This window comes from Pectobacterium aroidearum (genome assembly GCF_015689195.1).
GTDB classification, from domain to species: Bacteria; Pseudomonadota; Gammaproteobacteria; order Enterobacterales; family Enterobacteriaceae; genus Pectobacterium; species Pectobacterium aroidearum.
On the sequence record NZ_CP065044.1, the window covers coordinates 11,794 to 25,742 of the forward strand.

Sequence of the window (13,949 nt, forward strand, 5' to 3'; positions counted from 1 at the left end):
GGGAGGAATAATGAGTAAATTAACCGAGTCATTATTCAGCGTTATCGAAAACCGTATTAGCCCAATCGCGGCGAAACTTTCCAGTCAGCGTCATGTTGTTGCCATTAAAGATGGGTTCATTGCGTCAATGCCCTTTTTAATTGTCGGCTCTTTTATGATGTTATTCGCTCATCCGCCTTTTAGCCCGAATAGTGAATGGGCTTTTGCCCAGTGGTGGCTGGGGATGGTGGAACGCCACGGCGAACAAATCATGATGCCCTACAATATGACGATGGGCATTATGGCGGTGTATATCACCAGCGCTATCGCCTATAACCTGGCACAGAGCTATAAAATGAACGGTTTTATGGCCGCCAGTCTGGCGCTGATGTCGTTTATGGTCGTTGCAGCGCCGCAAATCGATAAAAGTCTGCCGGTTGGGTCGCTGGGTGGCGAGGGGATTTTTACCGCGATTATCGTGGCGATCTATTCGACGGAGCTGATGCATTTTTTGCAGAAGCACAATATTGGCATTCGCCTGCCAGAACAGGTACCGCCGAAAATCCGCCAGTCTTTCGATCTGCTCATCCCGATTCTTGCCATTTTCCTGACGCTGTTCCCGCTTAGCCTGTTCATGCAGAGCCAGTTCGGCATGCTGTTGCCGCAGGCGATCATGGCCGTCTTCGCGCCGATTATCTCGGCATCCGATTCGCTCCCTGCCATCTTGATCGCGGTGCTGCTCTGCCACCTGCTGTGGTTTGCCGGGATTCACGGCGCCGTTATCGTCGGCGGCATTTTGCAGGCGTTCTGGCTGACCAACTTAGGAATCAATCAGGAAGCGTTTAACGCGGGCGCACCGATCACCAAAATTTTCATTGAGCCCTTCTGGCAGTTCTTCATTACGGTGGGGGGATCGGGGGCGACCATGGGGCTGGTCTTTCTCTATCTGCGCAGCCGTTCTGCTCACCTTCGCTCCATCGGCAAGCTGGCCGTGGTGCCGAGCATGTTCAACATCAACGAACCGGTGATTTTTGGTTCACCCGTCGTGATGAACCCGCTGCTGTTCATCCCATTTATTACCGCGCCGCTGGTGAACGCCACCCTTGCCTATATCGCGTTAAAAACCGATTTGGTGCATCGCGTCATTTCGCTTGCGCCCTGGACAACGCCGGGCCCGATTGGCGCAGCCTGGTCTACGGGATGGGACTGGCGTGCGGTGGTGCTGGTGGGGGTACTGATTGTCGTCTCATCCTTAATCTATTACCCCTTCTTCAAAATGTATGAACGTCAGTTGATCGAACAAGAAGTGGGCACAGCAGAGGAGGCAGTCAGTGATGCTCGATGAAACCACGATAATGGAATTGATTATCTATGCGGGAGAGGCGCGCTCCAGCTCAATGGAGGCGCTGAGCGCCGCCAGAAAATATGACTGGGACAAGGCTGAAGAACTGCTGAACGCGGCTTCTGTGGCGGCGCGCAAAGCCCATCAAATCCAGACAGCTTTGATTGGTGCCGATGAGGGCAGCGGAAAAATCCCGATCAATCTGATTCTGGTTCACGCGCAAGATCACCTGATGAACGCGATGCTATGCCGTGAACTGGTGGAGGAGCTGATTCAACTGCATCGGGAAATCTCCTCCCTGAAACAGCTTATAAATTAATAATATGCAAACCTGAATAAGAAGGAAACAAGATGTCTGTTCAACAATTACCGAAAGACTTTCTGTGGGGCGGCGCGGTAGCGGCGCATCAAGTTGAAGGTGGTTGGGATCAAGGCGGCAAAGGCGTCAGCATCTGTGATGTCCTGTCCGGCGGCGCCCACGGCGTTGATCGTGTGATTACCGATGGCGTACAGCCTGGTGTCAGTTATCCAAATCATCAGGCAGTGGAGTTCTATTCCCACTATAAGCAGGACGTCGCCCTGTTCGCCGAAATGGGCTTTAAATGCTTCCGTACCTCGATTGCCTGGACGCGTATTTTCCCCAATGGCGATGAGCTGGAGCCGAATGAGGCGGGCTTGCAATTCTATGATGACCTGTTTGATGAGCTGCTGAAATACAACATCGAACCAGTGATTACGCTGTCTCACTTCGAGATGCCGCATCATTTGGTTAAGCAGTACGGCGGTTGGCTGAACCGTAAAGTGGTGGATTTCTTTGTTCGCTACAGCGAAGTGGTCATGAAACGTTACCAGTCCAAAGTGAAATACTGGATGACTTTCAATGAGATCAACAACCAGCGTAACTGGCAGTATCCGCTGTTTGGCTATTGCTGTTCCGGCGTGATTTTTACCGATCACGACAAGCCAGAGCAGGCAATGTACCAAACGCTGCACCACCAGTTTGTCGCCAGTGCGAAAGTGGTGAAGCTGGGTCATGAGATTAACCCGAACTTCAAAATTGGCTGCATGCTGGCGCTGGTACCGATCTACCCGTGGTCATGCCACCCGGATGACGTGATGTTTGCACAGGAAGCGATGCGTGAACGTCACCTGTTCGGCGACGTGCAGTTGCGCGGTTACTATCCGTCTTACATCCTGAAAGAGTGGGCGCGAAAAGGCTATCAGATTGATATGCAGCCGGAAGACGAACAGACTCTGCGCGATGGTTGCACGGACTATCTGGGCTTCAGCTACTACATGAGCAGCGCAGTGCAGTTGGCGGCAAAAGGCCAGAAAAAAGAAGATTCAATTACGGGCTTTGACGGCGGCGTGAAAAACCCGCATGTGAAGGCATCGGAATGGGGCTGGCAGATCGACCCGGTTGGCCTGCGTTATACGCTGAATAGCTTCTACGAACGTTATCAGAAACCGATGTTCATCGTCGAAAACGGTTTTGGCGCGGTAGACAAGGTGGAAGCCGACGGCAGCATTAATGATGATTACCGCATCGAGTACCTCAAAGCGCATATCGATCAGATGAAGAAAGCCGTCGTGGAAGATGGCGTGGAGCTGATGGGCTATACCCCGTGGGGCTGCATCGACTGCGTGTCGTTCACCACCGGGCAGTACAGCAAACGCTACGGTTTCATTTACGTGGATAAACACGACGATGGCATCGGCACCTTCAACCGCTCGAAGAAAAAGAGCTTTGACTGGTACAAGAAGGTGATCGCCAGCAACGGTGCCGAGCTATAACGGCGATTGCAGAAAACGTTGGCCATAAAGCCGTGCTTAACCGCACGGCTTTTTCTTGTCGGTGTTAATCTCTTCCCCAAGATGAGCTCTTATACACAAAGAATGTAGTGTGTAAGCGGGGTTGCCGTTATCCCCAGCGTAAGAAATTATGCTGAGGAGGTAGCAGGCTTAGGATGAGCCGCATGGACGCGGCTCAAGCTTGCGCCACGTCAGGAGCGTGTCGCAAGCGTTCCGTTAAGCCTGATGCCGACGAAGGTATCGCGTAGCGACATAATTTAGCGGGCAGCCGGGTTCATAGGGGGCTGGCGCTTGAGCCCCCTATGTCGGGCGCGTGCTATAAAGTAGCATGAGAAGGATGGCATTGTGGCGCACGAAATGACTCCGCGTTTGCAGAGGTAGCCTTCAGAAAGATGGTTCGTTTTGTACTGTAATACGCCTGTCACCCTGCCGTATTTCACTAACGACTTCATCGCTGAATCGCGTTAGCATGAAAACAGATAACTTGATGCTGGAAAAACTATGTCTGTAAAACTGATCGCTATTGATATGGACGGGACGTTGCTGACGCCCCAAAATCAAATTTCACCTGCGGTAAAAGCCGCGATTGCCGCCGCCAGAGAGAAAGGCGTGCAGGTCGTGCTGGCTACTGGTCGTCCTTACATCGGCGTTGAACGCTATTTGATGGAGCTGGATTTGCAGCAGGAAGGCTGTTATTGCATCACCAACAACGGTGCGCTGGTTCAGCGTACGGTCAACGGTGACTGTGTGGCGCAAACGGCGCTGAGCTTCGACGATTATCTCTATTTTGAAGCGCTGGCCTGCAAATTGGGCGTTCATTTCCACGCGTTGGACTTCAATTTCGTCTATACCGCCAATAAAGATATCAGCCCTTACACCATTCACGAATCCCACCTGACCGGAATGCCGTTGAAGTATCGCGCGGTTGAGGAAATGGATCGCAGCCTGACGTTCCCGAAAGTGATGATGATTGATGAGCCAGAGATCTTGGATCGCGCCATCAGCCAGATTCCACCGGAAGCCTTTGAACGCTATACCATCATGAAGAGTGCCGAATACTATCTGGAAATTCTGGATAAGCGCGTCAACAAAGGTGAAGGCGTGAAGATGCTGGCAGAGCACCTCGGTATTCCACGCGAAAGCGTCATGACGCTAGGTGATCAGCAGAACGATCTGGCAATGATTCGCTATGCGGGTATCGGCGTCGCGATGGGTAATGCCATCGACGAAGTGAAAGAAGCCAGCCAGTTTGTCACCAAAAGCAACACGGAAGACGGCGTCGCCTACGCGATCGAGAAATTTGTGCTGAATGCCTGATTATTTACAGATAAAGCCGAATAGCCATCAATGATGGCTATTTTTATATAAGATAATAATCGTGCTATTTATTTTATATAAATCTATTCCCTGATATTCATTATTCAATAAATACATTAATAAAAATAACGACTTCGACTGGAAATTATTTTAATTCCAGACTATCCGCTATTTTTTCTTTCATTACCTGAGTGATGTGATTCACCACCTGGCTGCGGGGAATTTGGGGGGGGTAAACCGCGCAATACGCCATTTTTATATCAGGATTGAAAGGCTTAACGATAACCGGGGAAGGGCTGTTCAGGGCGGTAATAAAATCCACCACGCCGATGCCGACGTTTCTTGACGCCAGTACGCAGCAGTTCGCCATCGAGGTTTCAATGGGGTTATGCAAATAGATTTGTTCTTTTCTGGCGGAGATATCAATCTGCGCCCGCAGCGGCGTGGTTCTGCCGGGCAGAATGGCGCGCGTGCCAGCCAGATCGGCGAGTGTAATTTCATCCGCCGTGGCAAGCGGGTGACCCATCGCTAACACCGCGACAGCACTGGCGTCAGCCAGTGGTTCGGCCTCCAGTCCTTTGATGCCGGGCTGGCCAAAAATAAAACCCACGTCATAGTGATTCTCAGCAATCGCGTCCGTAATACGGCTGCTGCTTTCGATATCCAGAAACAGGGAAAGATCGGGGTATTTCTTGAGTAAGGTAGGGAGAACCTGGTCGGAACAAAGGAACGAGAGCGCCTGAACGGCGGCGATGCGCAGTACGCTGCCCTTGGCGTGGCGAATTTCGTCGGCAATCAGCCCGATTTGATCCAATCCTAAATAAAGACGTTCGACTTCCCGGTATAGCTTCATCGCCTCGGCGCGTGGAATCAGGCCGCGTCCGTCTCTATCAAATAGCTTCAGATTCAGCGCGTCTTCGAAGTCTTTAATGAGCCTGCTGACCGCGGGCTGGGTGATATACATCATGTTGGCGGCAGCGGTGATGCCTCCGGTGAGGATGACTTTATGAAAGGCTTCAACCTGACGGGGATTGATACGCATGCTCGTCACCTTAAAACATAACATTTAGTTATCAATTTAACACAAAATGCAATTTTTCATTATCCAATCTGGCGCATAGACTCACAATCATAAGATTTAATACACTTCATCAGTACTCAATCATGGAATAGAGGGTTAGTGAATGAAGAAATCGACTCTGGCGTTATTGTTTACCGTTTTATTTTCATCTTCACCTTTGGTTTATAGCGCGGACCTGAATATCGGTTTGGCTTCCTCCACCACATCAATGGATCCGCAGTTTTATGTGAGTGGAGCGAATAGCGCAATGGCGCGCAATATTTTTGACGGTTTGGTTGTACAGGATGAAAAACAGCAGATTGCACCTGCCCTGGCAACCAGTTGGAAAGTGATTGACGACAAGACGTGGGAATTTGTATTGCGTCCTGGCGTTAAGTTTCACGACGGCAGTGATTTTACGGCTAAAGATGTGATTGCCAGCATTAAGCGTGTTGCGCTGGCATCGAAAAACAGCCCTAGCTCTTACGCACCTTACGTCAGCGACATTGCTGAAGTAATAGAAGTTAATCCACTAACGGTGCGGATTAAGACAAAAGAGGCTTCGCCACTGCTGCTGAATAATTTAAGTCGGATTTCGATTTTACCGGCCCGACTTGAAAACGTCCCGACGGAAACGTTGAATTCAGGAAAAGATGTGATTGGTACAGGGCCATTCAAGTTTGTTTCCTGGGTGCCGGACGACCGGGTAGTCCTTAGTCGTAATGACGATTACTGGGGAGGAAAAGCAGAGTGGGACAACGTTACTGTCCGTGTATTTAAAAACAGTAGTGCACGTGTAGCAGCAGTATTATCCGGTGATGTGGACATGATCGAAAACGTTCCAACAGCCGACAGCAGTAATATTGAAAAAAATCAGCAGTTAAAAACGATTTCAACACCAGGGAATCGTGTTATTTACCTTCACATGGACCAGCAGCGAGAGGAATCACCGTTCGCCAAAGGTCCTGATGGTAAAAACCCATTACTAAAAAAAGAAGTACGCCAGGCGATGTCTTTAGCTATTAATCGTCAGGCAATCGTCGACCGTGTGATGGAGGGGCAGGCTGTTGTTGCCTCTCAGCTTGTACCGAAGGGGTACCCAGGCTATTCCGCTTCCATTCCTGCGCCGGTTTATAATCCGGAGAAAGCCAAACAGGAACTGGCGGCGGCGGGTTACCCCGACGGCTTCACGCTGACCTTCCACGCGTCGAACGATCGTTATCCTAATGATTCTAAAATTGCTCAGGCCATTGGCCAAATGTTTACACGCGCCGGCATCAAAACCGAAGTCGTTACGATGCCCGGCAGTGTGTACTTCTCACGCGCGTCTCGTCTCGAATTCAGTTTGATTATGGGCGGGGCCGCGATTGAAACCGGGGAAGCTTCTGGCGTATTGGGGCCATTGTTAGAAACCTTTGGCCCTAATGCAGGACAGGGTAATCGTGGTCGCTATTCCAACCCTGCCTTTGATAAAGCGCTAAGTGAAGCGCGTGTCACATTGGATGAAACTAAACGTGATGCGCTGCTGGCTGATGCGATGAACATTGGCATGAACGATCTGGGTGTCATTCCGGTGATGTTCCTGTCCAACACTTGGGCGATGAAAAAGCAGTATACCTATGTGGGCCGTTCCGATGCCTACACGCTGCCGTACTTCGTCCGTTCCGCAAAATAGTTACCTTTCAGTGATGACCCAAAAGGGGTGAGGTTTTCACCCCTTATTACTTATAACAAGGAGAGCGGTGTGAATACGTTTAGCGGTGTTTTTCCCTATCTGGTGTCACCCGTCAGGCCCGATGGTCAGGTTGATAAGCCCGTTTTGGCGCAGCTCACTGAACATCTGATTCAATGCGGTGTACATGGCGTCGTGCCGTTAGGCAGCACCGGTGAATTTGCCTATCTCTCTGCGGCTCAACGTCTGGATGTGGTCAAAACGGTAATTGAGACGACGGCTGGCCGTGTACCAGTTATCGCTGGTGTCGCGTCGACAACGATTCAGGATGCCGTTGAGCAAACGAAACGCTACGTCGAACTGGGCGCGGATGGCATTCTGGCTGTACTGGAAGCCTATTTCCCCCTGAAAGACGAGGGCGTCGAGCAGTATTTCCGCGCCATTGCCGAAGCCGCACAGGGTAAACCGGTGGTGCTTTATACCAATCCTCAGTTCCAGCGTTCCGATTTGAGTTTGCCCGTCATCGAGCGCCTGAGCCATGTCAGTAATATCCGCTATATCAAAGATGCCTCGACCAATACCGGGCGCTTGCTTTCCATCATTGAACGTACCCGTGGCCGGATGGACGTGTTCTCCGCATCTGCCCATATTCCCGCCTGCGTCATGCTGATTGGCGGCGTGGGGTGGATGGCTGGCCCAGCTTGTATCGTTCCCAAACAGAGTATTGCTTTGTATGAAGCCGCCCGCGCGGGTGACTGGAACAAAGCAATGGAGCTTCAGCGCCCGCTATGGCGTATCAATGAAATCTTTGCCCGTTATTCCATTGCTGGCTGTATTAAAGCGGCGCTGCAATTGCAGGGGTTTGCGGTAGGCGATCCGTTGCCGCCTCAACTGCCGCTGGATGAAAAGGCACGTAAGGAGATCGCTGACGTTTTAGCGTCTGTCGATTCCCTTTAACACCAAATAGATTTTTATTTTTCACGCTCTAGAGGTGTGGGGCTTTCTGCACCTTGAAGTTTGGCTGTACCTATTAAAAAGAGAAAAGGAATCATCAAGGGATGAGCGCGTTACCTATTATTATTGATTGTGATCCAGGGATAGATGACGCGATTGCGTTATTAAGTGCATTTGTGGCGCCAGAGTTGGATATTCGCGGCATCTGCACGGTGTGCGGTAACCAACCGTTGGACAAGACGCTGCGTAATGCGCTGCAAATTGCTGAGCTGGGTCAGCGCACGGATATTCCTGTTTTCGCCGGCTGCCATCGGCCGCTGCTGCGCGACCCTATTCATGGCCAGTTTCATGGTGAAAGCGGGCTGGGCCAGACCGTGCTGCCTGCGCCGCAAAAACAGGCCGAAGCGCAGCATGCGGTGAGTTTTATTATTGCGCAGTGCAAGCAGGCGATCGCTGACGGCACGCCGATTACGCTCTGTACGTTAGGGCCGCTAACCAACGTAGCAATGGCGCTGCGTATGGCGCCTGAGATTGCTGACGGTATTGCGCGCATTGTGATGATGGGCGGCGCCTACCGCGAAGCAGGCAACCGCAGCCTGACGTCTGAATTCAATATGATCGCCGATCCACAGGCGGCGAAGGTGGTGTTTGATTCGTCAATCGCCCTTGTCGCGCTACCGCTGGATGTCACGCATCAGGTGATTTTGACGCCGGAATTAGTTGCACGTTTTATCGCGCTATCCGGACGGATTTCCGCGCCGTTGGGTGAAATGATGGCGTTTTGGGATCGTAATGACATCCGTCGCTATGGATCACGCGGCGGTCCGTTACACGATCCGTTGGTCATCGCTTGGGTGCTGGCACCGCACTTCTTCACGACGGAAAAAGCCAGCGTTTACATTGAGCAGGAAAGCGAGCTGTGCATGGGGCAGACCGTTGCCGACTGGTACGGAAAAACTGACCGTCAGCCGAATGTGGATGTGGTGACGGGGGTTGATGCCAAACAGGTTGTTGAGCTGTTTGCTGACCTATTGAGCCGCTATGGAGAGGGTGTCTGACATGGTTCAAGAACGCATTATTATTGATACCGATCCCGGCGTTGACGATGCGATAGCCATCTGGCTGGCGTTGGCTTCGCCCGAGCTGGACGTACTGGGGATTACCGTTGTGGCAGGCAATGTGCCGCTTGCCGCCACGCTATCGAATGCGTGCAACGTGGTGGGTGTGACGGGCAGAACCGATGTGCCCATTTTTGCGGGTGCGTCTCGTCCACTGATCCGCGATCAGGTTTTCGGTAAATACGCTCATATCGGCAAATTTTCTGCTGATTCGGTGCCGGAGAGCACGCTGTCGCCGGAACAGGAACACGCCGTTGATTTTCTGGTGCGGGTGACGCGTCAGGCGGCTGCCGATAATAATCCCATCACCATTTGCGCACTTGGCCCACTGACGAATCTGGCATTGGCGCTGTGCTTCCACCCTGATGTCGCGCGTGGCATCAAACAGATTGTGTCCATGAGCTGTGCCTTTACCGCAATGGGAAATCGCGTACCGTGGGCGGACTTTAACGTCTATGCCGATCCCCATGCGGCGGAAATCGTGTTTTCTTCCGGTGTACCCATTGTCATCATGCCGTTGGATATGACCTTTCAGGCGCTGATTCAGACGGAACAGGTTGATGACATCGAGCGTAGTGGCGGTGCGCCGGGTAAGTCGATGGCAGCACTGCTGCGTATGTTTGACCGTAGCGAAGTGGATCGCTTTGGCCGTGAAGGTGGACCGATTCATGATGCGACCGTCATTGCGTGGTTGCTGAAACCGGAGTTATTCAAATCAAAACGCGCGCGCATCGGAGTAGAAGTTGCCGGTAGAACGGCGGGTTACGCGTTTGCCGATTTTTATCACAAACTGGGTGAACCAGAGAATGCGCTGGTCATGCGGGAAATCGACGAGCAAGGGTTTCTCGGGCTGATTGCCGAGCGCCTGCGCCGCTATGGCTCTGAAGAAATAGAGGGTTCTGAAAAGAAAGATAGCTCCGAAGCACTAAACGGTTCCGGGGGGCGCTGATGATAGCCTACCTGCTGAGCCGAATCGGACAAACGCTGCTGACGCTGGCTGTGATGTCGGTGCTGGTGTTTGTGGGTGTCTATCTGGTCGGTAATCCGGTCGATATGTTGTTGGGCGCGACGGCCACGCCAGCGGAACGGCTGGCGGTGATTCAGTCCTTCGGCCTGGATAAGCCGGTCTGGGAACAGTATGGGTTGTTTGTCTGGAACGCCTTTCAGGGCGATATGGGCAACTCTTTCATCTTTAATCAACCCGCGCTGACGCTGATTTTTCAACGCATGCCCGCCACGCTCGAACTGGCGATGGTGGCGTTTGTGATGGCGCTGATTGTCGGCATTCCGTTGGGGATTTACGCGGGTCTGAAGCCGGACAGTGCGGTATCCAAATCCATCATGACCTTCTCCATCCTCGGTTTTAGCCTGCCCACGTTCTGGATCGGGCTGGTGATGATCATGCTGTTCAGTGTGAAGCTGGGCTGGCTGCCGTCATCAGGCCGGGGCGATGTCCATGAGCTGTTCGGCATCCCGTTTAGCTTTCTGACCCGCGATGGCCTTGAACATCTTCTCCTGCCTGCGTTTAACCTCGCGCTGTTTAAAATCTCGCTGGTTATCCGCCTGATGCGTGCGGGCGTGATGGAGTGTCTGCAACAGGATTATGTGCAGTTTGCTCGCGCGAAAGGGCTGTCGGAAACCCGAATCGTACTGGTACATGTGCTGCGCAACACGCTGATTCCGTTGATTACCGTGCTAGGGCTGGAACTCGGCTCGCTGATCGCGTTTGCGGTGGTGACGGAAACCATTTATGCCTGGCCGGGTATGGGCAAGCTGATTATCGACTCGATCGCCGTGCTCGACCGTCCGGTTATTCTGGCTTATCTGATGATTACCGTCGTGATGTTCAGCGTGATTAACCTGCTGGTCGATTTGCTGTATGTGCTGGTCGATCCGCGCGTGCGGCTGGGAGGAGACAAGGGATGACAGGGAATACCATACACCAGCCCGCCGCCGTGCAAAAAGCCGTACATCCGGTGATGCGCGTGGTGATGGCGCTGATCAACGATCGGCTGGCGCTGTTTGGGCTGATCATGCTGGCGATTTTCGTGCTGCTGGCGCTGCTTGCCCCGCTGCTGTCGCCGCAGAACCCTTACGATCTGATGCAGCTCGATATTATGGATGGCCGACTTGTACCGGGTTCCTCCAGTATGTCGGGCATGACGTATTGGCTGGGAACGGACGATCAGGGGCGCGACCTGTTCAGTGCCATTCTGTACGGCACCCGCATCAGCCTGATGGTGGGATTCACCAGCGCGGTGTTTGCGCTGCTGATTGGCGCCTCGCTCGGGCTGATTAGCGCCTACGTCGGTGGAAAAACGGATGCGACAATCATGCGCATCGTCGATATCCAGCTCAGTTTCCCGCCCATCCTGATTGCGCTGATCCTGTTGGCGGTACTGGGACAGGGGGTCGATAAGATCATTATGGCGCTGGTGGTGACCCAGTGGGCTTACTACGCGCGGACGATTCGCGGTTCGGCACTGGTGGAACGTCGTCGCAGCTACGTGGACGCGGCGCGCAGCATGGCACTGTCCAACCGCCGCATCCTGTTTCGCCATATTTTACCCAACTGTCTGGCTCCGCTGATCGTGGTGGCAACGATGCGCATCGCCTACGCCATCATGCTGGAAGCCACGCTCTCATTTCTGGGGATCGGGCTGCCCGTGACGGAGCCGTCGCTGGGGCTGCTGATCTCGAATGGTTTTGAATACCTGATGTCGGGCGACTATTGGATCAGCTTCTTTCCGGGGCTGACACTGCTGCTGCTGATTGTGGCGATCAATCTGGTCGGGGATGCGCTGCGCGACATCCTCAACCCACGGAACTAAGCCGTGGGAACGCCCATGGGAATAAGGGGTAATGAACACATGACAGCGCCGATTATGTCTGTTTCGCATCTGACCACCGCCTTTCAGGTGAACGGCGAGTGGATGAACGTGGTGCGGGATTTATCCTTCACGATTGGCGAGAAAGAGACGGTCGCCGTAGTGGGAGAATCCGGTTCAGGGAAAAGCGTGATGGCGAAATCCATCATGCGCTTGCTGCCGCCCGGTCAAAGCCGGATTGAAGGGCAGATTCATTTTGGCGACACCGAACTGCTGTCGCTCCCCAGTAAAGCGATGCAGGATGTGCGCGGCAACCGTATCGGCATGATTTTCCAGGAGCCGATGACCAGCCTGAATCCGGTCTTGCCGATTGGCTACCAGATTACGGAAGTGCTGCGTCGCCATCGCGGCATGGGGAAAGCCGAAGCGCGTGCCGAAGCGGTACGACTGCTGGAAAAAGTACGCATTCCGGCGGCCAAATCACGGTTGAACGAATACCCACAAAGCTTCTCTGGCGGGATGCGCCAGCGTGTGGTGATTGCAATTGCGCTGGCTTGCCACCCGAAGCTGTTGATTGCCGACGAGCCGACGACGGCGCTGGACGTCACGATTCAGGCGCAAATTCTGACGTTGATAAAAACCCTTCAGGAAGAAGAAGGGATGTCGGTGCTGTTTATCACCCACGATATGGGCGTGGTGGCAGAAGTGTCTGACCGCACGCTGGTGATGTATCAGGGAGAGATGGTAGAAAATGCCGTCACGCGAGAGATCTTTCATCATCCGCAACAGCCCTACACCCGTATGTTGCTATCCGCGGTGCCCAAACTCGGCTCGATGTCCGGCAGCGCATGGCCACAGCGTTTTCCGCTGATCGATCTCAAAACGGGCGAACGCCAGTCGGTGCCGGACGCGGTGAATACCGTGTCGGGCGAGGAACCGGTGCTGACGGTAAAAAATCTGGTCACCCGATTTGATATCCGATCAGGATTTTTCCGTCGGCTGTCTGGGCGGGTTCATGCGGTGGAAAATGTCTCGTTCGATCTCTGGCCGGGCGAAACGCTCGCGCTGGTCGGTGAATCGGGCTGCGGTAAATCTACCACTGGCCGGTCAATTATTCGTCTCAACGATGCCGTCAGCGGCGATATCCAGCTTCTGGGCAAAAATATCCTGACGGCGGATAAGCGTGAGCTGACCGAGTCGCGGCGGCAGATTCAAATGGTGTTTCAGGATCCGTATGAAAGCCTGAATCCGCGTATGCGGATAGGGGAAGCTATCGCCGAGCCGATGCTGCTGCACGGTCTGGCGACCCGACAGAATGTGAGTGCGCGAGTGAGCGAGCTGCTGGAACAGGTGGGATTATCCGGCGATATGGCTTCGCGTTTCCCGCACCAGTTCTCCGGCGGGCAGCGGCAGCGAGTGTGTATTGCGCGTGCGCTGGCGCTGGAGCCGAAAGTGATTATTGCCGATGAATCGGTGTCGGCGCTGGATGTGTCCGTCAAGGCGCAGGTGATCAACCTGATGCTGGATCTCCAGCAGAAGCTAGGGCTGTCATTCCTGTTTATCTCGCACGATATGGCCGTTGTCGAGCGTATCAGCCACCGCGTGGCGGTGATGTATCTCGGCGAAATTGTGGAGATCGGGCCACGATCGGCGATCTTCGACAATCCACAGCATGATTACACCCGACGTCTGATTTCTGCGGTACCCGTGCCTGACCCGGATACTCGTCCGGTGCGTAATATCACCAATGATGAACTGCGCAGTCCGGTACGCGCCCCTGATTTCCATCCTCCGGTACGCCGCTATAAGCAAGTCGGGGAGGGACATTTTGTTCTTGAGTGAACGAATCGCGTTTACTGAAAATCCT

At 53.2% G+C, this 13,949-nt stretch carries 12 protein-coding genes; 11 read left to right on the plus strand and 1 reads right to left on the minus strand.

Going from position 1 to position 13,949, the window contains the following annotated elements:
• Window positions 1-10: 10 nt before the first annotated feature.
• The 4 genes from I2D83_RS00050 (at window position 11) to yidA (ending at window position 4,450) form a co-directional block, all read left to right on the plus strand.
• Window positions 11-1,324 carry a PTS sugar transporter subunit IIC gene (locus I2D83_RS00050; protein ID WP_180779433.1) on the plus strand — a complete coding sequence of 438 codons (1,314 nt, stop codon included), beginning with the start codon at window positions 11-13 and terminating at the stop codon, window positions 1,322-1,324.
• Complete coding sequence (locus tag I2D83_RS00055; protein WP_180779432.1) at window positions 1,314-1,640, plus strand: PTS lactose/cellobiose transporter subunit IIA; 327 nt, start codon at window positions 1,314-1,316, stop codon at window positions 1,638-1,640. Before I2D83_RS00050 ends, I2D83_RS00055 begins: the two co-directional genes overlap by 11 nt.
• Before the next feature lie 32 nt (window positions 1,641-1,672).
• Window positions 1,673-3,115 carry a 6-phospho-beta-glucosidase gene (locus I2D83_RS00060; protein ID WP_205947321.1) on the plus strand — a complete coding sequence of 481 codons (1,443 nt, stop codon included), beginning with the start codon at window positions 1,673-1,675 and terminating at the stop codon, window positions 3,113-3,115.
• 519 nt (window positions 3,116-3,634) lie between these two features.
• On the plus strand, window positions 3,635-4,450 hold the full coding sequence (gene yidA / locus I2D83_RS00065; RefSeq protein WP_012772759.1) for a sugar-phosphatase: 816 nt from the start codon (window positions 3,635-3,637) through the stop codon (window positions 4,448-4,450).
• A gap of 145 nt (window positions 4,451-4,595) precedes the next feature.
• On the opposite strand, the gene I2D83_RS00070 is transcribed toward yidA, so the two are convergent.
• Window positions 4,596-5,492 carry a LysR family transcriptional regulator gene (locus I2D83_RS00070; protein WP_012772760.1) on the minus strand — a complete coding sequence of 299 codons (897 nt, stop codon included), beginning with the start codon at window positions 5,490-5,492 and terminating at the stop codon, window positions 4,596-4,598.
• Between the two features lie 142 nt (window positions 5,493-5,634).
• Here I2D83_RS00070 and I2D83_RS00075 point away from each other — a divergent pair, with 142 nt between their 5' ends.
• The 7 genes from I2D83_RS00075 to I2D83_RS00105 all read left to right on the plus strand — a co-directional run bounded on the left by I2D83_RS00075 (window position 5,635) and on the right by I2D83_RS00105 (window position 13,924).
• Window positions 5,635-7,185, plus strand: a complete 1,551-nt coding sequence (locus tag I2D83_RS00075; RefSeq protein ID WP_181830462.1) for an ABC transporter substrate-binding protein — start codon at window positions 5,635-5,637, stop codon at window positions 7,183-7,185.
• Window positions 7,186-7,254: 69 nt separating this feature from the next.
• A complete protein-coding gene (locus tag I2D83_RS00080) occupies window positions 7,255-8,139 on the plus strand; it encodes a dihydrodipicolinate synthase family protein (RefSeq protein WP_012772762.1) in 885 nt (294 codons plus the stop codon).
• A gap of 101 nt (window positions 8,140-8,240) precedes the next feature.
• Window positions 8,241-9,194, plus strand: a complete 954-nt coding sequence (locus I2D83_RS00085) for a nucleoside hydrolase (RefSeq protein ID WP_205947322.1) — start codon at window positions 8,241-8,243, stop codon at window positions 9,192-9,194.
• A 1-nt stretch (window position 9,195) separates the two neighbouring features.
• Complete coding sequence (locus I2D83_RS00090; RefSeq protein ID WP_205947323.1) at window positions 9,196-10,203, plus strand: nucleoside hydrolase; 1,008 nt, start codon at window positions 9,196-9,198, stop codon at window positions 10,201-10,203.
• Complete coding sequence (locus tag I2D83_RS00095; RefSeq protein WP_012772765.1) at window positions 10,203-11,180, plus strand: ABC transporter permease; 978 nt, start codon at window positions 10,203-10,205, stop codon at window positions 11,178-11,180. Before I2D83_RS00090 ends, I2D83_RS00095 begins: the two co-directional genes overlap by 1 nt.
• Window positions 11,177-12,085 carry an ABC transporter permease gene (locus I2D83_RS00100; protein ID WP_012772766.1) on the plus strand — a complete coding sequence of 303 codons (909 nt, stop codon included), beginning with the start codon at window positions 11,177-11,179 and terminating at the stop codon, window positions 12,083-12,085. Before I2D83_RS00095 ends, I2D83_RS00100 begins: the two co-directional genes overlap by 4 nt.
• A gap of 39 nt (window positions 12,086-12,124) precedes the next feature.
• The gene (locus I2D83_RS00105) at window positions 12,125-13,924 is read left to right on the plus strand and encodes an ABC transporter ATP-binding protein (RefSeq protein ID WP_205947324.1); all 1,800 of its coding nucleotides are present in this window, start codon (window positions 12,125-12,127) and stop codon (window positions 13,922-13,924) included.
• Window positions 13,925-13,949 lie beyond the last annotated feature (25 nt).